This is a genomic window from uncultured Campylobacter sp. (assembly GCF_938045775.1).
Taxonomy (GTDB): domain Bacteria; phylum Campylobacterota; class Campylobacteria; order Campylobacterales; family Campylobacteraceae; genus Campylobacter_B.
Window position 1 is genome coordinate 22,090 of the sequence record NZ_CALIBH010000286.1, and the last position, 19,567, is coordinate 41,656.

Here is a 19,567-nt window from a genome sequence, read left to right on the forward strand (position 1 = left end):
CGACTCTAAATTTATATAGATATCCGCGCGGCGAAACTGAAATCGCAAGTCGGTCCGCGCGATCTTGCCGTTTAAATTTAAGGCGCCGCAACTGAAGCGTTAAAATTTTACGATAAAATTTTGCAGTTATAAATTTAGCACGCGGTTAGATGCGCGCGAAATTTTATCGTCGAATTCGGCAAGCAGTTCGGCTCTACACGCAAGACGAGCCATAAAAAACAGAGCCCAGGACAACGAAAGGGTAAATTTTAAAATTTAAAGCAGCGCGGCTGTTAAATTTAAAAGCACCCTGTTTTCGATGAAATTTTAAAATTTACACGCCGTGCCTTTAAGACGCGTCGTAAATTTAAAGCCGAATAAGTCGGTACGCGCACTAAAGCAAAGCAAGCCCGCGGCTTACAAAGCTTTGAAATTTTAAAAATTTAAGGATCATATAAATTTAATGAAAGTAAGATCGTCGATTTTTTACACCATCACGTTTATCTTCGCGCTCGCTGCCGTGGGTGTTTCGCTCGCTCTGCTCTGGCTCATCGGCTACGATCAGCAAAACTACACCCGTGAACTAAACTCCAAATACTCCATCGTTGCGCGCGCGAACCTATATCAGATGAGTAAGCTCATCAGCGATGTCGAATACGAACGGCAGGTCGCAAATTTCGAGTTTTCGACCATCCGCGATGAAGCCAAGCGCGATGAGATCATTAAAGGCGCTGAAATTTTAGATAGCATCTCCGCAGACATCGGCTCTGCGGACATCTTGCTTTTTAAACGCAAACACTACTTAAAGATCACTCACGCGGGCGAGACGCGGCTTTTAAACGACAAGGATTATCAGCCCTATCGCTACGATATTTTCAAAGCGATCTACGGCGTCATTTTGGTGATCATTCTGCTTGCGTATATCTTTATCATCCGCAAAATTCGCCCCCTTCGCAAGCTCAAACGCCAGATCGATAAATTTGCTAAAGGCAATCTCCAGATCAAAGACGTAAGCGTAGGAAACGACGAAATTTCCGAGGTTTCGCATGCATTTTACGAGGCGGTCACGCAGATAAATAAGCTTAACGAATCGCGCCATCTGTTTTTGCGAAACATAATGCACGAGCTCAAAACCCCCATCACAAAGGGTCGCATCGCCGTCGAGATGATCGAGCACGGTAAAAATCAGGAGCGCCTCATCTCGGTCTTTGAGCGGCTGGAGAGCCTAATCAACGAATTTGCGGCGGTAGAGCGCGCGACTGCGGGCACAGCGCTGCTCGAACGCGGAATTTTTCCCATGGATGAAATTTTAAAAGAGGCGCTCGGCATCGCGATGATCGAGCCCGGCTGCGTCACGCTGCAAAATCCGCTGAGCCTGAGCTTAAACGTCGATCTGAAGCTCTTTTGCGTCGCGGTGAAAAATTTAATCGACAACGCCGTAAAATACGCCGCAGACGGTAAAATTTTAATCCGCTTAGACGCCCAAACTATGGACTTCATAACGCTCGGCGAGCCGCTACAGAAGGACTTTAGCTACTACAAAGAGGCCTTCGTCAAGGGCACGAACGCCAAGCAAAGCTTCGGCCTGGGGCTTTACATCGTCGATAACATCGCCAAAGCGCACGGGCTAAAATTCCTCTACCGCAGGCAGGATGAGCTAAACGTTTTTTATTTCGAGGGGATCGAAAAGATAGCTGCGTTATGAAATTTAAGCACATTTTTTATATTATTGCGCCAAAAATTCGAAACGAGAAGATGCGAAATTTTATATTTTTAGCGCTGTTTTTAAACGCGACCATATTTTTTCTACCTCGCGGCGCACAAGCCGAGAGCTTCATCACCGACGAAGAATACGGCGCGATGCTGTATAAAAACCCCCGCGGCATCGGCTGCGACAAGTGCCACGGCGAGAAGGGCGAGGGCTCGCTGATCGCGACGTATAAAGAATTTAACCGCACCGCAGGCGCCTACTACGAGCGCGCCCTAAACGCGCCGCCGATCAACAATCTCTCGCTTCAGGAGCTCGCCGACGGGATCAGCAGCTCGCGCGACGTAATGCCCAGCTACTTCTTGACGCAAAACGAGATCATCATCATCTACAAATATATAAAATCGATAAATCAACCCAAAAAGAAGGAGAAAAAATGAATAATCACGACGAATTTTTAGCAGCACAAAAACTTATCCCAGGCGGCGTCGATTCGCCGGTGCGAGCATTCGGCAACGTAGGCAGTGAGCCTTTTATGGTGGATCGCGGCGAGGGCTCGTATATCTACGACGTCGAGGGCAAAAAATATCTCGACTTCGTGCAGAGCTGGGGTCCGCTCATCTTCGGTCACGCCGACGCAGACATCCTGCGCGCCGTCGTGCAAACCGCCAAAAAGGGGCTAAGCTTCGGCGCATCCAGCCCGCTTGAGACGCAGCTTGCCTCGCTCGTGCTAAAAAATTTCGATTTCCTAGATAAGATCCGCTTTACCAGCAGCGGCACGGAAGCCACGATGAGCGCGATCCGTCTTGCGCGCGCCTTTAGCGGACGGGATAAAATTCTAAAATTTGAGGGCTGCTACCACGGCCACAGCGACAGCCTGCTCGTCAAAGCGGGCAGCGGCGCAAGCACCTTCGGTAACGCAAGCAGCGCGGGCGTACCGCAGGACGTCGCAAAAAACACCTACCTAGCCAGATACAACGACATTCAAAGCGTTAAAGACGTCCTAGAGCAAAACGACATCGGCACGATCATCATCGAGCCGATCGCGGGAAATATGGGCTTGGTGCCGGCGGATCCCGAATTTTTGACCGAGCTTCGCGCGCTGTGCGACGAGAAAAAGATCGTGCTGATAATCGACGAGGTAATGAGCGGCTTTCGCGCGAGCGAGCTAGGCAGCTATGGTATCTACGGCGTCCGCGGCGATCTGGTGACCTTCGGCAAGGTCATCGGAGGTGGTATGAGCGTGGCGGCGTTTGCGGGCAAGCGCGAAATCATGGATATGATAAGCCCGCTAGGAGCGGTGTATCAAGCAGGCACGCTAAGCGGAAACCCCGTCGCAATGGCTGCGGGCATCGCTAGCCTAAGTAAAATTTACGCTAGCAGCGGCCTTTACGAAAGGCTCGGTGAGCTGGCGCGCAGGCTTACAGACGGGCTTTGCGCCATAGCACAGCACCGCGGCATCGCGCTGCAAACCGCCTGCGTAGGCTCGATGTTCGGCTACTTTTTTGCAGACGAAGAGGTGCGCGACTATGATGGCGCCCTGCAAGCAGACACCGCGCGCTTTGCGAAATTTCATGGCGAGATGATTAAGCGCGGCGTATTTTTGGCGCCTAGTCAGTTTGAGACGGGCTTTATCTGCGCCACGATGAATGAAACGCAGATCGACTTTGCGCTAAACGCCGCAGACGAAGCGATGGCGGCGCTTTAAGGGCTGCATTTTAAAATTTTACGGATTTTAGATGAGAGTAACGAAAAATTTAAACAAAATCGTAAAGGGCGCCTGCGACATCAGCCTAGGCATCTCAATCGTCGTAGCGATCGGCATCGGCGTAGCGATCGGACTTGGGCTGCGGCACCTCACGGGCTCGCTGCTTCTGCTCTGGTTCGGCATCGCTATCGGCATCGCGGCGGCATTTTTGAATGTTTACCGTGCGTGCAAGGCGCTAAATTCGAGCCTAAAAGAGCTCGAAGACGATCCGAAATACAAGGCGGATCCGAAAAATTTCGACGACGACGATGAATGGGATGAGCGGGATTGAGTAGGCGGTTTTTGCTCATATACTGCGCGCTAAACGCAGCATTTGCCCTGCTTGGGCTAGCACTTTGCGGCGGCGGGTTTTTCGGCACGGGCTCTTTCAGCGTGCGGGCGCTTGCGTGGCTTCTTAGCTTGGAGGCCGGATTTTTGGGCGCATTCGGAGCGGTATATTTTTCGTTTCGCGCTTACCGCAACAAAATAGAAGATGAGCTCAGAGCCGGCAAATACGATGAAATTTTACAGCAAAGCTCTAAAAATTCCGCAGGTTTCATAAGTGGCGAAACTTCCGCTAGCAATACGAATTCCGCAAACTTTAGCGGCGAAAACCAAGGCGACGCAAGCGGCGATGAAATTTCATACGACAAAATTTGCGGCAATGAAATTTTAAAGAGCAAAAGCTTTAGCGATCTAAATTCAGGCGCTGAAATTTCAAACGCGCAAAATTCCGAAGGCGCAGTAAATTTCACGAGCGGTGAGACCCGCATCGAAAACGGCGATAGTTGCGTCACGTACGATGAGACCGCCGCCGAGCGTACCGCAAGCTCCGCCGATATAAATTTTACTCGCGGCTCGAATTTAGGCGCCGAGCGCAGCAGAGCCGCTGCTACCAAGCGCGACTTAAATTCTACCGAAGACAACCGCAACGAAATCTCCGCTTGCAACGCGACCGCTTTGGGACATGTCGCCGATAAATTTAATATGAAAGATTGCGCGACTTGCGGCAACTCACACGGCGGCATAAACGACGAAGCTAGCGATAGTTCGCAAGACGGCATAGGCGAGCGTTACGACGACTTAAAAAGCGGAGCGAGCGGCTACCTGGACGGCGGCGCAGATCGCAACAATTGTGGTAACGGCGCAGATAGCGGTAATCGCGGCGGCGATGTAGATAGCGGCGAGCCGGGCGACGGTACGAGCGATTTTGGGGGCGGAATTGGCACCGCTCGCGACAAATCAAAGGATGATTTCGAAGGCGCGAACGATTTTGAGGGCGAGCTTGAGTGGAGCGAGGTTCGGAGTAATTTTGCAGGGGCGTTTTTCTCTCCGTTTAAAATTCTATCCTACGCGGCGCTCGTGGCGGCGATCTACCTGCTTGCCAAGCTGTCCTTGCTAAACCCGCTAGCTATTATCTTGGGCGTTGCGATCATTCCTCTGGGCACGATGATTGTTGCTTTCGGCGACAAAGAGGCGCGCTAAACTCAAACAGCGCGAGCAGACGCTTTAAATTTTAAAATTTAGCTTGGGCGGGATTGAGCGCAGTCAGGCGCAGGATAAAATCGCGTACGACCCCTGCACCGCGAGCTGCATTGTAGACACTGCGCATTTTGATATGTATCGCAACTCGCTAAATTTATAAATTCGCGGCGCACATCTTTGAACTTCTGCGTAAATTTAAACCGCTCATTGCAAGCCGTAGAAATTTTACCGGCATCTCTCGCATAATTCTAAAACTAAATTTAACCGCCGCGAATTGCAATTCAGCGCGAAATCCTTATCTATATTTAATTAAATTTTAGCTACCATTACGAAAAATTTGAGGAAAAATTATGAATTATGATACCTTGAAAAAAATCTTTTTTCGATTCGATCCAGAAACCGCTCACAAGATCGCAGAATTCGGACTTCGCGCGCTCTATGCGACTCCGGGCGGGCTTGAGGCTTTGGCAAAATTCGGCGTTTATAAAGATAAAATTTTAACTCAAAATATATGGAATCTCAGCTTCGATAACCCCGTAGGTATCGCGGGTGGCTTCGACAAAAACGCCACGATGATCGCGCCGCTGGCCGCTCTTGGCTTCGGACACATCGATTTTGGCACCTTTACGCCGCGACCTCAAAGCGGCAACGAAAAGCCACGACTTTTTCGCCTCATTAGCGAGCAGAGCATTCAAAACGCGATGGGCTTTAACAACGAAGGCGCCGATATTATCGAGCGTCGCGTGCGAAAAATTTATCCTTTTAAAATCCCGATCGCCGCAAATATCGGCAAAAATAAGACCACCCCGAACGAGGATGCGCTGAGCGATTACGAGGTCTTGGCGCGTAAATTTGACGGGCTGTGCGATTTTTTCATCATCAACGTAAGCTCGCCGAACACCCCGAATCTGCGCGCTTTGCAAGAAAATAGCTTCATAAGCGAGCTGATCGGAGCGATGAAAAAGATCACGAACAGACCGCTCGTCTTAAAGCTGGCGCCCGATATGAGCGCGGATCAGGCGATCGCGCTGTGCGAGTGCGCGGTGCAAAGCGGCGCAAGCGGCATCATCATAAACAACACGAGCGTCGATTATTCGCTAAGCCCCAACGCCAGGGACTTCGGCGGCCTAAGCGGCAGGCTAATCACCGAAAAATCGCGAAAGCTTTTCGCACAGGTCGCTCGCGAGCTCTTCGGCCGCACGATCCTAATCAGCTGCGGCGGCATAGACAGCGCGCAGGAGGCCTACGAGCGCATCAAATCGGGCGCGAGCCTGGTTCAAATTTTTACCGCCTTTATCTTCAAAGGTCCGTTCGTCGCCAAAGCGATCAATGAGGAGCTCGCGGAGCTTTTGCGCGTAGATGGTTTCAATAACATAAACGAGGCGGTCGGAGTAAATTTAAAAGATCGCGCGGGCGAAGGATACGGCATCAGAAATGATCAGGCCAAAAATCGCGACAACAGCGTGGACTTTGGCGCTTGCGAAGGCAAAGAGGCGAATAAAATTTCAAACGCGCCCGAAAGTAAGGATGCGGACGAAATTTCTAACGACGGTGAAAGCAAAATTTTGAGCGCTCAAACAGACTCAAACTCCAAAGCGGACGAAAATTCCGACGCTTCGGCAAATTTAAATGATTTGATAAACACAGATACTGCGACGGATCAAAGCTCGACCGAGCAAAGCAGCGCAGAGAGAGAAAATTCCGAGGTTAAAAATACAAAACGAAACAGCGCAAAGAGCAAGAATTTAGAGGCTAAAAGCGCAAAGCAAAGCAGCGCCGATGAGAAGCAGGACAAAATTTCAAAAAGAGCTTCCAAAAGCGGTGCGGATCAAAAACAAAGTCAAATTTCAAAAAGCGGCGTAGGTTCCAAACGCGGTAAAATTTCAAAAGATGCTACGCAAAAAGATGCCGCGCATAAGGGTACTGCGCAGGATGATGACGCCTCGCAGAAGGACGTCGCGCAGGATAACAACGCCTCGCAGCAAAAGGGCGACGAAGCAAAAAATCTCTCGAAAAGCGACGCAAAGAGTGAGAATTTAGAAGTCAAAAACGCAAAACAAAGCGGAGCGGCGAACAAAACCGCCAAAAGCAAAACCACAACTAAAGCCGCACCAAAAAACGACATAGAAAGTAAAAATTCTAAAACGAAAGCCGCGCCAAAAAGCAGCGCGGAAAGCAAAAGCTCCAAGAGCAAAAACGTAAAACAAAGCGGCGCCAAAACTAAAAATGCCGAGGCCAAAGAGACCAAAGAAGCGAGCGGCGCCCAAGACGCGGAGCAAAACTCAAGCAAAAAACGAAAGGCGAAAAAAGATTAATGTTTCCGAAATTTAAGAAAATCACGCTGCAAAACGGGCTTCAAATTTATCACATCCCGATGAATAAAGGCAGCGGCGTCATCAGCGTGGACGTGTTTTACAACGTCGGCTCGCGCGACGAGACGATGGGCAAAAGCGGCATCGCGCACATGCTGGAGCATCTAAATTTTAAATCCACGAAAAATCGCAAGGCGGGTGAGTTCGACGCGATCGTAAAGGGTTTTGGCGGCGTAAATAACGCAAGCACGGGCTTTGATTACACGCACTACTTCATCAAGTGCGCGAGCTCAAATTTAGAGGTCTGCCTGGATCTTTACGCCGACATAATGCAAAACTTGAGCCTAAAAGACAAAGAATTTCAGCCCGAGCGCAAGGTCGTGCTCGAGGAGCGGCTGTGGCGCACTGATAACGATCCGTTCGGATATCTATTTTTCAGGCTCTACAACGCCGCGTTTTTGTACCACCCGTATCACTGGACGCCGATCGGCTTTCGCAAGGATATCGAAAACTGGAGCATCAAAGATATCAAGGAATTTCACGCTAAATTTTATCAGCCGCAAAACGCCGTGCTGCTGATCACCGGCGACATCGGCGAAAAGGCGGCGTTTGATGCGGCCAAAAAATACTTCGCGCCCGTAAAAAACAAAAGCGAAATTCCGTGCCTTCACTGCACCGAGCCCGCGCAAGACGGCGAGAAGCTTAGCGTTATTTACAAAAACAGCGAGGCGCAGATCGTAGCAGTCGCCTTTAAAATTCCGCCGTTTAACCACCCTGACGCCGCGGCGATCAAAGCGATGGATATATATCTTAGCGGCGGCAAGAGCTCGCTTTTACAGCGCGTGCTGGTCGATGAGAAAAAGCTCGCCAATCAGATCAACATCTACGATATGAGCGCCAAGGACGAGAATTTATTTATAGTCTTTGCCGTTTGCAACCAGGGCGTAAGCGGCGAGACGCTGAGGGATGAAATTTTAGCGCTGATCGAAAAAGCCAAAAAAGCTAAAATAAGCGACGATGATATGCTAAAGATCAAAAACACCCTAAGCAGCGATCTGATCTACTCCCTCGACAGCGCTAGCAAGGTAGCGCAGATGTACGGCAGCTACATCGTCCGCGGCGATCTGGACGCGCTATTTAGGCTGGAGCGCGAGATCAAAAGTCTAGATAAAAACGCGGTTAAAAAAGCGATGAAAACCTATCTAAGCCTTAAAAGCTCCACGAGCATTATCTTACGAAAGGAAAACGATGAATAAAAATGTCATAATCGGCTCTATGACGGCACTGATCACGCCTTTTAAAGAGGGCAAACTGGACGAGCAGACCTACGCCAAGCTCATAAAAAGACAGATCGCAAACGGCATAAGCGCGGTAGTACCCGTAGGCACCACGGGCGAGAGCGCGACGCTGACGCACGACGAGCACCGCGTCTGTATCGAGATCGCCGTAGACGCGTGCAAGGGCACGGACGTTAAGGTGCTAGCGGGCGCGGGCAGCAACGCAACTCACGAAGCGATCGGGCTCGCTCAGTTTGCGCAGGCTCACGGCGCGGACGGAATTTTATCCGTAGCGCCCTACTACAACAAACCCACCCAAAAGGGACTCTATCTGCACTACAAGGCGATCGCTAGCTCGGTAGATCTGCCGGTACTGCTATACAACGTGCCAGGGCGCACCGGCTGCGACATAGCCGCAGATACGATCATCAAGCTTTTTAACGACTGCGAGAACATCTACGGCGTCAAAGAAGCCAGCGGCAGTATCGATAAATGCGTCGATCTACTCGCGCACGAGCCGCGCCTTAGCGTGCTTAGCGGCGAGGATGCGATCAACTATCCGATCCTAAGCAACGGCGGCAAGGGCGTGATCTCGGTCACCGCAAATTTACTGCCTGATTACACGGCGAGACTTACGAAATTTGCGCTGCAAAATGAGTTTTTAAAGGCCAAGCAGATCAACGACGATCTCTACGCGATCAATAAAATTTTATTCTGCGAGAGCAATCCGATCCCGATCAAAGCGGCGATGTATATTGCAGGTCTCGCGCCGAGCTTGGAGTACCGCTTGCCGCTTTGCGAGCCGAGCGCGGAAAACCTCAAAAAAATAGAAAACGTAATGAAACAATACACTATCAAAGGATTTTAATTGACGAACGAATTTAAAGGAAAAACGCTAGTTATCAGCGGCGGCACGAGAGGCATAGGCAGGGCGATAGTTTTGGAATTCGCAGCTGCGGGGGCAAATATCGCCTTTACGTATAATTCCAACGAGGAGCTGGCGACTTCGCAAGCAACCGATCTTGAGAAGGCTTACGGCATCAAGGCGCGCGCTTATGCGCTCAATATCTTGGAGCCCGAGACCTATAAGGAGCTCTTTGCCAAGATTGACGAGGATTTTGCGCGAGTGGATTTTTTCATCTCAAACGCCATCATCTCGGGTCGCGCAGTCGCAGGCGGATACACTAAATTTATGAGGCTAAAGCCACGCGGTATCAATAATATCTTTACGGCGACCGTAAATGCCTTCGTCGTAGGCGCGCAAGAAGCGGCAAAGCGCATGGAAGCGGTAGGCGGCGGCTCGATCATATCGCTTAGCTCCACGGGAAATTTAGTCTATATCGAAAACTACGCGGGGCACGGCACGGCAAAAGCCGCCGTCGAAGCGATGGCGCGCTACGCTGCGACCGAGCTCGGCGAAAAAAACATCCGCGTAAACGTAGTAAGCGGCGGCCCGATCGAGACGGATGCGTTACGAGCCTTTACGAACTACGAAGAGGTACGCGATAAAACCGCCGAGCTTAGCCCGCTAGGACGCATGGGGCAGCCGGAGGATCTGGCGGGAGCATGTTTATTTCTATGCTCTAGCAAGGCTAGCTGGGTGACGGGGCACACCTTCATCGTCGACGGCGGAACAACCTTTAAATAATGCTAAATTTACCCAATATTTTAGCGAGCTTTCGCGTTGCGCTGGCGCCGCTGTTTTTTTGGCTGATCCTACTAGCCGGCCATGCGAACGGCGGCATGGTGGGCTCTGTGCACGTCAGCTGGATCGATTATTTCGCCGCACTGGTCTTCGTCATCGCCTCCGTCACGGACTTTTTCGACGGATACATCGCGCGCTCTTGGAACCAAAAAACTAGGCTTGGCGCCATCATCGATCCGCTCGCCGATAAGATGCTAACTCTTGCGGGCTTTTTGGGGCTTATGTTTATCGGGCGCGCTAGCCCGTGGGCGATCTATCTGATCCTAATCCGCGAGTTTTTCATCACGGGCCTTCGCGTGGCGATGGCGGGCGACGGCGTAGAGGTCGCCGCGTCGATGGCGGGCAAGGTAAAGACGGTCTTTCAGATGATCGCTATCGGCTGGCTAACGATGCAGTGGCCCTATGCAAACGCCCTACTCTGGATCGCAGTTGTGTTGACACTATATTCGGGCTTTGAATACGTCGCGGCATATGCTAAGGCTACGAAAAAGAGTTAGAATTTAAGCATCTAATCAGCGCTTGGCAGTTGAAAGCAAATAGTTTAAATTTTATCAGAAGCAATAAAGGTAAAAAATGCAAGAACAAAAAGAAGCGATCAAGCCGCAGTCATGCACTAGAATTCCGCCTATAGTAGCGTTCGCTATGATATGTATAGGTATCAGTGGATTTATGATTATTTTATCCGTGCTAAGCGTAAGCGGAGCATACATATATGAAATATTTATAAAAAGCCTGATAAATGATTTTAAGGCTTGGATATCCGTTTTTTTGACCGCTTTAACTCTATGTTGTTTTGCATTCGGTGCAAGCGGACATATAGGCGGCGGCAAAAAGCGAGAAGATTAAACGCAAAAACTATTAAATTTGGAGATATTCTATGAGAAGATTGATGTTTGGGTTATTAATAGCGAATATATTGATGTGTTGTTGGCTTTTATATATGAGACCACCTGCAGATACGGTTTTTACCTCAAAAACATTTTACGATAAAGACCTTATAATTCAAATCGGTGTTGGAATAATCTTTGCAATATTTGCGATCTTTATTCTCTTTAAACGCGAAAATGAGTGGAATGAAGAAAGACCCATCGCTAGGCTATTTTTTATTCTAGCGACCCCACTTACTTGGCTTTATTATATGCTTTGTAATATCTTTTATGGCGCGTTGGCACTTTTTGAGGCCTTTACTACGCAGGCTCCTAAGCAGCATTTTAAATGAGAGATAAAATTCTATGAGTTTTAAAAAAGCAGCCGATATATTTTATAACGTCCTTTGGGGCAAGATGCATTATGTCACCATAGCGTTTTACGCTCTTTTATTCGTGATATGGCTAACGCACGATTTAAAATTTTTCCTTGCTACGATTGCTATAGCAGGTATAAGCTTTTATTCCTTAAAATATATCGAAGAAGACATCAAAAGCTACTACGTAATCGTGATAGCGATTTACGTCGGATACTTCTACTTTGCTTTCAAATATGCGATTTGGCTCTTTCCTTTCGATAAGGTGCCGTTTTTTACCGGGGGTGCGGATATATTTGCCTATCATCCTTGGTGGTATTTGCCGTTAGTAGCGCTCTTTCCTATTTTATGGTATTTCATAGTATCGTTTTTGGTATTTGAGGTTATATCTAGGTTTATCAAATTTGAAGAGCTAATAGACGATTTTAGACTATTTAGAAGCTGCTATCCTTTTATCAGATTTCACGATATGTTTAGATATGATGTAGAAGAAGAGGGCGAGGTGGATTATAAAGAATTTATCGATATAAAGGCTATCGCCCCTTACGATAAATTCGGTAGGAGAGCGAATAAGGCGTCTGAGCTGGAGCCATTTGCGATAAAGCAAGTATGGCTTTGGCGCTACAGGACACTACCGCGGACTATCGCGCGAGCATTTGGTGTATTGATTAGCTTATCAATACTTTCAAATTTGTTTTTCTAAAGGATAAGATTATGGATTTTTGGGATTTAAAACACGAATTAAGCCAAGGTGGCTTCTTTTTTCAATATCTTGCTTTTGCTGTCATAATATCAAGCGTTTTGGCTATAGTATGGACTTTTGGTTTACGGGCACTTCAAATTACCGCACTATCGCACTCGATTATGAAGGGCATTGGCGAGGCGCTTTTTAGGCTGCTATAGGCAAATTACTGCTTTGAAATAAATTTAAAAGGATTGATATTATGACCGATAGAGAGATAACGACCCTGGTAGGAAGCAATAGCTTTCAACTAAAATGCGTATTAGCTTGCATCGTGTTTGCTATTATCGCCATAGCTACGGGATTTTTCGATATGGGCAGCAGAGAAAAGCGACTAGGCGACGTCAATCTGACTGCGCTTCCGACCTTTGATAGGATAATCCAAACCGCTAAAGCTTCGATTAGATAAGGAATTTAAATGGCTACAAAAGATCCCTACGCAGACGTAAGAAAGGTGCTTTACTGGTTTATAGTAGCGTTCATAATCATAGCAGGAGCGATAGTATATGAGATAGTCGTAAGCTCCAATGCAAACTATGCGCGCATTAAAGCAGAAAGCAAGCAAACATCGCAAACAAAATAACGTAATGGATTGCGAAAATAAAGTATTATTTAAAGGAGTAAAAATGGCTGGTATTTTTAAATGGAGATTGCCTACTGATGCCGAGCTAGATTTAAAGCAATACGAAGCTCATCGGCTCGATAATGAAACCGCTCGTGTTTACGCTCGTAAATATATCTTAGGATTTTTATTTGTGCTAGTTGTATGCGGTGCAATAACATTTATAAGTATAAACAAGGGCTCTTACGTAGATACAGAAATAGAAAGCGCCTACTACTACCATAACGTAGATGTTATAACATTGGAATAAAAAGCCCTTTTATAAAATTCCGCACCTACTCGCAAGTCAAAACCTCCAAGGCTATCGGTTTACGCTATATGCGAGTAGAACTCTGACGCGTAAAATTTCACGGCGTAAAATTCCGTTTAAACCGCCGCACAAAATTTCAGGGCGGCGCGGCAGTATTTTAAAACACGATGGAATTTCAAAGCGCAACAAAATTTTAGAGCATAACGACTTGCCAAGATATAATAAAATTTCAAAGCATAGCGGCAGTTCAAAATACAAAGCCTCGTGCTGCGAAATTTTATAATCCACTCCGCAAAATCTCGCGGTAAAATTTCGCTTTTAAAATTTTAAATTACGCGCGCTGTCCATCCGCCTGCGCGCCCTTAATTTAGCTAAATTTATAGCCCGAAACGGCAGTGAGCTAAGCTCAAAGCTAACCAAATTTAAAAAGCGAGCCAGGGCTTTAAGCGACGATCTAAGCTTAAAATTTGCAAAATAATAGTAAGCTTAGCCCATTTTTTACAAAGGTCTGAAATTTGAAAAGCATAATTTTAACGCTCGCGATCCTGGCGGTCGGATTTTATTTCTACTCGATAAATTTTATGGTCACAGTGCTAGCGATCAGCTTCCTCATCTTTTTCCACGAGCTGGGGCATTTTTTGGCGGCACGGGCGCTGGGCGTGGGGGTGAACGTCTTTAGCGTGGGCTTTGGAGAGAAGGTCTTTACCAAGCGCATCGGCGCTACGCAGTACGCCATCAGCGCGATCCCTCTGGGGGGTTACGTGAGCCTTAAGGGGCAGGAGGATCTGGATCCCGCTGCAGTAAGCGCGGACCCCGATAGCTACAACTCCAAAGGCCCGATCGCGCGCATAATCATACTTTTTGCGGGGCCGTTTTTTAACCTGTTGCTTGCGTTTTTGATCTACATCGCGCTGGGCTACATCGGCGTCGAAAAGTTAGCGCCCAAGGTCGGCAAAATCTCGCCGGATTCCGCCGCGGCAAGCGCAGGGCTAATGCTAAACGATGAAATTTTATCGATCGACGGCAAGCAGATCCGCGAGTGGGACGACATCTCAAAGCAGGTAACCGCCGCACCGCTAAGCCTAGAGATCATGCGCGGCGGCGAGCGGCTGAGCCTGCAGCTCACGCCGAAGCTCGGCGAGAAAAAAACCATCTGGCGCGAGAGCATCAGAGTGCCGCTCATCGGCATTTCGCCCGATTACAACGCGACCGTGACGCTATATCACAAAGGTGCTCGCTCGCTTAGCTTCGCGTGGGATCAGACGGTGGAGGCATCAAAGCTCATCTTGGTAGGGCTCGAGAAGCTCGCTAGCGGCGTCGTTTCGCCAAAGGAGATGGGCGGCATCGTCGCTATTACGGACATCACCTCAAAGGCGGTCGATTACGGCGCGGCGGTCCTGCTCGCGCTCGTGGCGCTAATATCGGTAAATTTAGGGCTTATCAATCTCTTTCCGATCCCAGCACTCGACGGCGGACACATCGCGTTTAATCTCTTTGAGCTCATCTTCCGCCGCCCCGTGCCAAAGCGAGTGTTTGTGGGCGCCAGCTACGTAGGTATGGGGATTTTGGCGCTTTTGATGATATTTACGGTGCTAAATGATTTCGCTAGAATTTTGGGATTTTACAAATGAGGCTGGATGAAATTTTAAAGCGCATTGAGGCTGCAAAAGTAGGCGCGGGCGAAGTGCAGCTAGTCGCGGTGAGTAAAAACGTAGGCACAGATGAAGTGCGCGAGCTGTATTCGCAAGGACAGATCGCGTTTGGCGAAAACAGAGTGCAGGAGCTAAAGCGCAAAAGCGAACTACTGCGTGAACTGCCGCTAAAGTGGCACTTCATCGGCACGCTACAAAGCAACAAAATCAATCAGCTCATCGCTCTGCGCCCGACGCTGTGGCAGAGCTGCAACTCCTATGAACTCGCGCTTGCCGTAAATAAGCGGCTAACTTATCCGCTAGATACGCTGCTAGAGATCAACGCTGCGGGCGAGAGCTCCAAAACGGGGCTCGATAAAAACCGAGCGGTGGAGGAGTTTTTGCGCATCAAGCAGGAGTGCAAAAATCTAAATTTAATCGGCGTGATGAGCATCGGCGCGCATGTGGACGAGCCCGCGCAGATCGCGCGAAGCTTCGAGGCAAGCCGCGAGATCTTCGATGCGCTCGTGCCGCACGGCGCGCGGATCTGCTCGATGGGGATGAGCGATGATTTTGAGCTCGCGATCAAATGCGGCTCGAACATGATCCGCCTGGGTAGAATTTTATACGCCTAGGTCCCGAGGAACGGGGCTTTATCGCGCGAGCAAATTTTATACCGCTTTTATTCGGCGGCACACTTGATTTGCCGCGCGAGCTAAATTCGGCGCGTAACTTGAAATTTAGAGCAATGCTTGATTTTACGTGCTACTTAAATTTAGCGCGTTATTGAAATTTTACGCAGCGCAACAATACGGCATCAAATTTTAAACCTCGATAAAATTTATTCGCAACGACGCAAATTTTAAAGACGTGAGAATATAAAATTCTAAGCGCAATCCATATAAAGACAGAATCTTAAAAGGCGAAATTTCAAGTGGCAGCAGCTCGCGTATATCGCGCGCACGCTGGTTCAGGGCGCGAAAGCGATCTTTATGGACGAGCCGACAAACGGGCTGGACTTCGGTAATCAGATCAAGCTACTCGAGATGATAAAAGCTCTAGGCGACGAGGACTACACCTTCGTGCAGACGACGCACTACCCGCGCCACGCGAAGTTCGTTTCAAGCTTGACGCTGTTTATAAAAGACGGCGAAATTTTAGCCTTCGGGCGCAGCGAGCAGCTCATAAACGCCGAAAATATCGATAAAATTTACGGCATAAACTACGAAAGATACGAGGATAGATTATAAATTTTACGGGCGCGTAGCGCCGTTAAATTTAGTCGAATTGGGGTAAAATTGCGCGCATTATATGGTTTTCGGCGGCAAGACGGCACGCCGAAAAACGCCAAGCTGCGGATCGCAGCTGCGGCAATGTAAGCGGCAAACCGAATTGCTAACGAGCAAAACGTCTAAATTTAAACGATAAACTTAAAAGGAAAATCATGACTCCTCGAGAGATATTTTTAAACGGTTGCGCCGAGATCGCGGCAAATTTTACGGACTTCAAACCCACGCAAAAGGGGCAAAAACTAACTAAGCTCGCAAGCGATAAGGAGATTTTATTTGAAATTTATTTTGGCTCCAGCATGCGCAACTACGCCGGCAGCGTGAGCATCCTACCGCAGATCGCGATCTACTGCAAGCGCCTAAAAAAGCTGATGCAAGAGGAGCTACCCTACTCGACCGACCTTGTTTTCGTATCGTATCTGAGCTATCTCACGCCGCGCAGGCAATTTCGCGACTGGCAGCTCGCGGGCGCTAGCTTTGAGCCCAGCGTGCGGGAGATTAGCGCGGCTATCAAAGACTACGCGCTGCCTATTTTTGAGCTTTTTGAGGACAAGCGCAAGGCGGTGGAGTTTATGAGGCGGCACGGGGCTAAATTTAACAAAAATCTAAGCGCCTTCGATCTGCGCCCGATCTACTTTATCTATTATTTCGGTGGCAGGGACGCGGCGGAGGCGTTTTTCAACGTCTGCCTAAGCGATTGCACCTACAAAGGGCGATTTTATAAGCTTTACGAAGAGCTTGCAAACGGCGCAGAGGCGGATTTTAGTAGGAGTTCGTTTATGGGCGATACGGAGGCTAAATTTGCATTTGTAAAAGGACTTAGAATTTTAAATGGCTGAAGCTTTAATTCAAATTTTAATCGTAATTTTTAGCGTTTTACTTTTGGGCGCTTTTTTGGCGCAACCCTCGCAAGCTTAGCCCGAGCTGCCTTGCCGCGATAGATGGGATAAGCGAAGCAGACGCGGTAAAAAGGCTTTCCGTGCGACCGTTTTTGTTCTGGCTGGAGCGATTTTTTATCTCATGCGAGAGCCTTTGGTTCGATCAGGATTTCATCTATGTTTTTAGCGGGCAGAAGCTCGCGGCGAGATATAAATTTGAGCAAATTTTAGAGCTTGAAGTTATAAAAATACGGATAAATCACGCTAGGATTTGGCGGATCAGCTTTGCAGGCGGCGCGAGCGAACTTGAACGCGGCAGCACGAACGAGTCCAAGCGAGACGGCGCGAGCGAGTATAAATTTGTGCCCGCTGCTTCGATTTTTACGCCAAACTTTAAAGAATTTTTGCAAATTTTACGCGAGAAAAACCGAGACGCGATCAAGACGGAGCCAAGATTTTGGGAGACCGTTTAGCGCGGCAGAATTTTACAAAGCGGATTTGCAAAAAATAGAAAAGGTGCGGAGCTTTCAGGCGCGATCATCGCAAAGGGCGGCAAAAGCTACGCGCGAAACCGCAAGAGGCGAAAAATAGACAAAAGGAGGCAAAATGAAACGTTGGAGCAAGCTTGCAAAACGGCTTTACGAGCTCGTGGATGAAAGCATTGATTTTAAGCTCCACTGCACGGTTTATCGGATGCAAAGCAGGCGCGGCAGCACAGATTTGCCGCGATATTTTATCACGCTTGCGGGCGAGATTATTTTTGATTACCCGAAGGATTTCGTGCTAAAAAGCGGCGGCGTAAAAAGCCTAGCAGGGGGCGTTCTAACGAAAATTTATCCGTATGGTAACGACATAAGCGACATCGGCGAGCTTATCCGCGAATATATCGATACGCCCAGAGAGGAGCTGTTCGCAAAGCACTTCGATGAGGGTGGATGGGGGCTTGCAAATATCCTAAAGGCTGCCGACAAACGCATCGGCAAAAGGAGGCTGCAAATTTTAGCCAAAAACAAGAAAAATCAAGCGATGCAAAAGGTGATAGCGGCTAGATTGGAGGCCTCGTAATAAGTTTGAGCGGAGATTTAAAGGCAGAGCGAACAAGCGCGGGCGGCAGACTAAAATTTTGATTTATGAGCGGACTTTCTAAAATTTAGCTTCGATCATTCGGTGAAAATTTAAAGAATTTCGAGCATATAAAATACGCAGAGGTAGGCTTACCTTAGTACTTTTCGCCGGGCGGTTTGAAATTTCAGGCGGGTTTGGGCGCGGCGCATAATTTTGCGCTAAAATTTAATGAAAAATCGGTGCGGTCCGCCCGTTAAAACCAGGAAAGGATAGTTATGATTTTAGTTTCAAACTACGATGAGATCGACTTTGACGCGCTTTATAAGACGCAAAAGGCAAAAAGTTCGTTCGGCAAAAAGCTGGCCGAGCATTGGGATAAAAAGGCGCCGAGCTTCAACGAGGGCGTGATGAAAAGCGCCTACGCGCGCGAGTTTATAGACAAGGTCGATTTTACTGGCGTTTCTACGCTACTTGATTTTGCATGCGGCGCAGGCGCGCTAAGCATCGCCGCAGCGGATAAGCTGGAGCGGATCTACGGCTATAACTTTTCGCCCAAAATGCTGGAATTTGCCCGCGAGAATGCTCAAATTTACGGCGCAAAAAACGCAAAATTTGCGCAAAAAGCCTTTGAGGACGACTGGTCGGACGTGCCCGCGTGCGACGTGGTTTTCGCCTCGCGCTGCCTTGAGGTGGACGATCTAAAAACCGCGCTTAAAAAGCTTCTTTCAAAGACCAAAAAATCGCTTTATATCACGTTTAAAGTGGGCGGCAGCTTCGTGGATGATGAAATTTTGGATGCGATAGGGCGCGAAGTGGAGCAAAAGCCCGACTTCGTCTATCTTTTAAACATCCTATTTCAAATGGGCTATCTGCCGAGCCTCAGCTATATCAAAGCCCAGTGTCACGGCGGCGGAGCGAAAAGTTCGGAGGAGTTTGTGCAAAAGACGCGCCGGATGCTAGACGGCGAGCTAAGCGAAACCGGAGGAGGCGCGGCTAGCGAAGTATTTTAACAGCGGCAAATACGAGCCAAAGCGGGATTTTATGCACTGGGCGTTCGTGCGGGTGAATGTTTAGCGCAACGCTCCGCTCTCACAATGCTGGAATTACATATTCGAGCCGGCTTATCATCTTGAAAATAACCAACCGTATCTGCTCTGGCGATCGCTCGTGGTATATAGAAGGCAAGTTACGTATAATATTAAATTTATCGCGTAAAAATATGAGTTAAATTTTTGTAGCTTATCACATAAAATAAAAATTGAAAATTTTTATACGCTGCGCTTTGAAATTTTAAAGCACAAATCGAATTAAGGGCTGCGGTCTTAGAATTTTATTCTCTTCTAAATTTAAAAAGGGGCGAGAAATCTATCGCCCCTGAAATTTTAAGTATAGGATTTGATTTTATAGATGTGCAAGCTAGGGCTTACGCATCTCTTAAAATTTAAAACATAATCTCAAACCCTGCATTGATAGCACCGCCTCTTGTCTTGCCTACGTAGCCCTTGCCTCCTAGGCTAAAGATAAGGTTTTTACTCTCATACTTATAGCCGGCTTCAAATACTCCGGTTGAACCCTTTAAGCTAGGCTTAGGAGCGTCAAGTCCCATAGTAGATGCTTTAGCATCTCCGCTAAAC

Annotated in this window: 25 protein-coding genes and 1 pseudogene; 24 read left to right on the forward strand and 2 right to left on the reverse strand. The window is 48.2% G+C overall.

Annotation, left to right across the window (positions count from 1 at the left end):
- Positions 1-442: 442 nt before the first annotated feature.
- The 17 genes and pseudogenes from Q0238_RS12090 (at position 443) to Q0238_RS12170 (ending at position 13,070) form a co-directional block, all read left to right on the forward strand.
- A complete protein-coding gene (locus tag Q0238_RS12090) occupies positions 443-1,684 on the forward strand; it encodes an ArsS family sensor histidine kinase (RefSeq protein ID WP_297946488.1) in 1,242 nt (413 codons plus the stop codon).
- 50 nt (positions 1,685-1,734) lie between these two features.
- Positions 1,735-2,127 (forward strand): cytochrome C oxidase subunit III, encoded by a 393-nt coding sequence (locus Q0238_RS12095; RefSeq protein WP_295152060.1) that lies wholly within the window; start codon positions 1,735-1,737, stop codon positions 2,125-2,127.
- Positions 2,124-3,395 carry a glutamate-1-semialdehyde 2,1-aminomutase gene (hemL, locus tag Q0238_RS12100; protein ID WP_297946490.1) on the forward strand — a complete coding sequence of 424 codons (1,272 nt, stop codon included), beginning with the start codon at positions 2,124-2,126 and terminating at the stop codon, positions 3,393-3,395. The genes Q0238_RS12095 and hemL overlap by 4 nt, the downstream gene beginning before the upstream one ends.
- A 31-nt stretch (positions 3,396-3,426) precedes the next feature.
- Entirely contained in the window at positions 3,427-3,726 is a 300-nt protein-coding gene (locus Q0238_RS12105; RefSeq protein ID WP_297880198.1) for an AtpZ/AtpI family protein, read from the forward strand.
- Between the two features lie 11 nt (positions 3,727-3,737).
- Positions 3,738-4,919, forward strand: a complete 1,182-nt coding sequence (locus tag Q0238_RS12110; RefSeq protein WP_297946494.1) for a hypothetical protein — start codon at positions 3,738-3,740, stop codon at positions 4,917-4,919.
- 350 nt (positions 4,920-5,269) lie between these two features.
- A pseudogene (locus Q0238_RS12115) lies at positions 5,270-6,322 on the forward strand (quinone-dependent dihydroorotate dehydrogenase); the annotation flags it as partial.
- 911 nt (positions 6,323-7,233) lie between these two features.
- Positions 7,234-8,487, forward strand: a complete 1,254-nt coding sequence (locus Q0238_RS12120; protein ID WP_297946496.1) for a pitrilysin family protein — start codon at positions 7,234-7,236, stop codon at positions 8,485-8,487.
- Positions 8,480-9,376, forward strand: a complete 897-nt coding sequence (gene dapA, locus Q0238_RS12125; RefSeq protein ID WP_297946499.1) for a 4-hydroxy-tetrahydrodipicolinate synthase — start codon at positions 8,480-8,482, stop codon at positions 9,374-9,376. The genes Q0238_RS12120 and dapA overlap by 8 nt, the downstream gene beginning before the upstream one ends.
- Positions 9,377-10,156, forward strand: coding sequence for an enoyl-ACP reductase (locus tag Q0238_RS12130; protein WP_297946502.1), 780 nt, complete (start codon positions 9,377-9,379; stop codon positions 10,154-10,156).
- Positions 10,153-10,710, forward strand: coding sequence for a CDP-diacylglycerol--glycerol-3-phosphate 3-phosphatidyltransferase (pgsA, locus tag Q0238_RS12135; protein ID WP_297946547.1), 558 nt, complete (start codon positions 10,153-10,155; stop codon positions 10,708-10,710). The genes Q0238_RS12130 and pgsA overlap by 4 nt, the downstream gene beginning before the upstream one ends.
- 76 nt (positions 10,711-10,786) lie before the next feature.
- Positions 10,787-11,059 (forward strand): hypothetical protein, encoded by a 273-nt coding sequence (locus tag Q0238_RS12140; protein WP_297946504.1) that lies wholly within the window; start codon positions 10,787-10,789, stop codon positions 11,057-11,059.
- Positions 11,060-11,090: 31 nt separating this feature from the next.
- A complete protein-coding gene (locus Q0238_RS12145; RefSeq protein WP_297946506.1) occupies positions 11,091-11,432 on the forward strand; it encodes a hypothetical protein in 342 nt (113 codons plus the stop codon).
- A 13-nt stretch (positions 11,433-11,445) separates the two neighbouring features.
- Entirely contained in the window at positions 11,446-12,159 is a 714-nt protein-coding gene (locus tag Q0238_RS12150) for a hypothetical protein (RefSeq protein ID WP_297946509.1), read from the forward strand.
- Positions 12,160-12,170: 11 nt separating this feature from the next.
- The gene (locus Q0238_RS12155; protein ID WP_297946512.1) at positions 12,171-12,359 is read left to right on the forward strand and encodes a hypothetical protein; all 189 of its coding nucleotides are present in this window, start codon (positions 12,171-12,173) and stop codon (positions 12,357-12,359) included.
- A gap of 41 nt (positions 12,360-12,400) precedes the next feature.
- Positions 12,401-12,607: a hypothetical protein gene (locus Q0238_RS12160; RefSeq protein WP_297946515.1), complete on the forward strand. Its 207-nt coding sequence runs from the start codon at positions 12,401-12,403 to the stop codon at positions 12,605-12,607.
- A 9-nt stretch (positions 12,608-12,616) separates the two neighbouring features.
- Positions 12,617-12,781, forward strand: a complete 165-nt coding sequence (locus tag Q0238_RS12165) for a hypothetical protein (protein ID WP_297946518.1) — start codon at positions 12,617-12,619, stop codon at positions 12,779-12,781.
- Between the two features lie 43 nt (positions 12,782-12,824).
- Positions 12,825-13,070: a hypothetical protein gene (locus Q0238_RS12170; RefSeq protein WP_297946520.1), complete on the forward strand. Its 246-nt coding sequence runs from the start codon at positions 12,825-12,827 to the stop codon at positions 13,068-13,070.
- A 51-nt stretch (positions 13,071-13,121) separates the two neighbouring features.
- Here the strand turns inward: Q0238_RS12170 and Q0238_RS12175 are convergent, their stop codons facing one another.
- Positions 13,122-13,358: a hypothetical protein gene (locus tag Q0238_RS12175; protein ID WP_297946522.1), complete on the reverse strand. Its 237-nt coding sequence runs from the start codon at positions 13,356-13,358 to the stop codon at positions 13,122-13,124.
- A 227-nt stretch (positions 13,359-13,585) separates the two neighbouring features.
- On the opposite strand from Q0238_RS12175, the gene rseP reads away from it, so the two are divergent.
- The 7 genes from rseP to Q0238_RS12210 all read left to right on the forward strand — a co-directional run bounded on the left by rseP (position 13,586) and on the right by Q0238_RS12210 (position 18,943).
- Positions 13,586-14,701: an RIP metalloprotease RseP gene (rseP, locus tag Q0238_RS12180; protein WP_297946525.1), complete on the forward strand. Its 1,116-nt coding sequence runs from the start codon at positions 13,586-13,588 to the stop codon at positions 14,699-14,701.
- A complete protein-coding gene (locus Q0238_RS12185; protein ID WP_297946527.1) occupies positions 14,698-15,336 on the forward strand; it encodes a YggS family pyridoxal phosphate-dependent enzyme in 639 nt (212 codons plus the stop codon). The genes rseP and Q0238_RS12185 overlap by 4 nt, the downstream gene beginning before the upstream one ends.
- 357 nt (positions 15,337-15,693) lie before the next feature.
- Entirely contained in the window at positions 15,694-15,951 is a 258-nt protein-coding gene (locus tag Q0238_RS12190; RefSeq protein WP_297946530.1) for an ABC transporter ATP-binding protein, read from the forward strand.
- A 194-nt stretch (positions 15,952-16,145) separates the two neighbouring features.
- Positions 16,146-16,829, forward strand: a complete 684-nt coding sequence (locus Q0238_RS12195; protein WP_297946533.1) for a hypothetical protein — start codon at positions 16,146-16,148, stop codon at positions 16,827-16,829.
- Positions 16,830-16,969: 140 nt separating this feature from the next.
- Complete coding sequence (locus Q0238_RS12200) at positions 16,970-17,341, forward strand: hypothetical protein (protein WP_297946536.1); 372 nt, start codon at positions 16,970-16,972, stop codon at positions 17,339-17,341.
- Between the two features lie 133 nt (positions 17,342-17,474).
- Positions 17,475-17,933: a hypothetical protein gene (locus tag Q0238_RS12205; RefSeq protein ID WP_297946539.1), complete on the forward strand. Its 459-nt coding sequence runs from the start codon at positions 17,475-17,477 to the stop codon at positions 17,931-17,933.
- A 275-nt stretch (positions 17,934-18,208) separates the two neighbouring features.
- Positions 18,209-18,943 (forward strand): methyltransferase domain-containing protein, encoded by a 735-nt coding sequence (locus Q0238_RS12210; protein ID WP_297946541.1) that lies wholly within the window; start codon positions 18,209-18,211, stop codon positions 18,941-18,943.
- Between the two features lie 431 nt (positions 18,944-19,374).
- Here the strand turns inward: Q0238_RS12210 and Q0238_RS12215 are convergent.
- A partial coding sequence (locus Q0238_RS12215; RefSeq protein ID WP_297946544.1) for a hypothetical protein occupies positions 19,375-19,567 on the reverse strand: 193 nt, incomplete at its 5' end.

Bases quoted from the DNA above. Each gene is read 5' to 3' on its own strand.
- Q0238_RS12090 (WP_297946488.1), top strand. From the start codon at position 443: ATGAAAGTAAGATCGTCGATTTTTTACACCATCACGTTTATCTTCGCG.
- Q0238_RS12095 (WP_295152060.1), top strand. From the start codon at position 1,735: ATGCGAAATTTTATATTTTTAGCGCTGTTTTTAAACGCGACCATATTT.
- hemL (WP_297946490.1), top strand. From the start codon at position 2,124: ATGAATAATCACGACGAATTTTTAGCAGCACAAAAACTTATCCCAGGC.
- Q0238_RS12105 (WP_297880198.1), top strand. From the start codon at position 3,427: ATGAGAGTAACGAAAAATTTAAACAAAATCGTAAAGGGCGCCTGCGAC.
- Q0238_RS12120 (WP_297946496.1), top strand. From the start codon at position 7,234: ATGTTTCCGAAATTTAAGAAAATCACGCTGCAAAACGGGCTTCAAATT.
- dapA (WP_297946499.1), top strand. From the start codon at position 8,480: ATGAATAAAAATGTCATAATCGGCTCTATGACGGCACTGATCACGCCT.
- Q0238_RS12140 (WP_297946504.1), top strand. From the start codon at position 10,787: ATGCAAGAACAAAAAGAAGCGATCAAGCCGCAGTCATGCACTAGAATT.
- Q0238_RS12145 (WP_297946506.1), top strand. From the start codon at position 11,091: ATGAGAAGATTGATGTTTGGGTTATTAATAGCGAATATATTGATGTGT.
- Q0238_RS12150 (WP_297946509.1), top strand. From the start codon at position 11,446: ATGAGTTTTAAAAAAGCAGCCGATATATTTTATAACGTCCTTTGGGGC.
- Q0238_RS12155 (WP_297946512.1), top strand. From the start codon at position 12,171: ATGGATTTTTGGGATTTAAAACACGAATTAAGCCAAGGTGGCTTCTTT.
- Q0238_RS12160 (WP_297946515.1), top strand. From the start codon at position 12,401: ATGACCGATAGAGAGATAACGACCCTGGTAGGAAGCAATAGCTTTCAA.
- Q0238_RS12165 (WP_297946518.1), top strand. From the start codon at position 12,617: ATGGCTACAAAAGATCCCTACGCAGACGTAAGAAAGGTGCTTTACTGG.
- Q0238_RS12170 (WP_297946520.1), top strand. From the start codon at position 12,825: ATGGCTGGTATTTTTAAATGGAGATTGCCTACTGATGCCGAGCTAGAT.
- Q0238_RS12185 (WP_297946527.1), top strand. From the start codon at position 14,698: ATGAGGCTGGATGAAATTTTAAAGCGCATTGAGGCTGCAAAAGTAGGC.
- Q0238_RS12190 (WP_297946530.1), top strand. From the start codon at position 15,694: ATGGACGAGCCGACAAACGGGCTGGACTTCGGTAATCAGATCAAGCTA.
- Q0238_RS12195 (WP_297946533.1), top strand. From the start codon at position 16,146: ATGACTCCTCGAGAGATATTTTTAAACGGTTGCGCCGAGATCGCGGCA.
- Q0238_RS12205 (WP_297946539.1), top strand. From the start codon at position 17,475: ATGAAACGTTGGAGCAAGCTTGCAAAACGGCTTTACGAGCTCGTGGAT.
- Q0238_RS12210 (WP_297946541.1), top strand. From the start codon at position 18,209: ATGATTTTAGTTTCAAACTACGATGAGATCGACTTTGACGCGCTTTAT.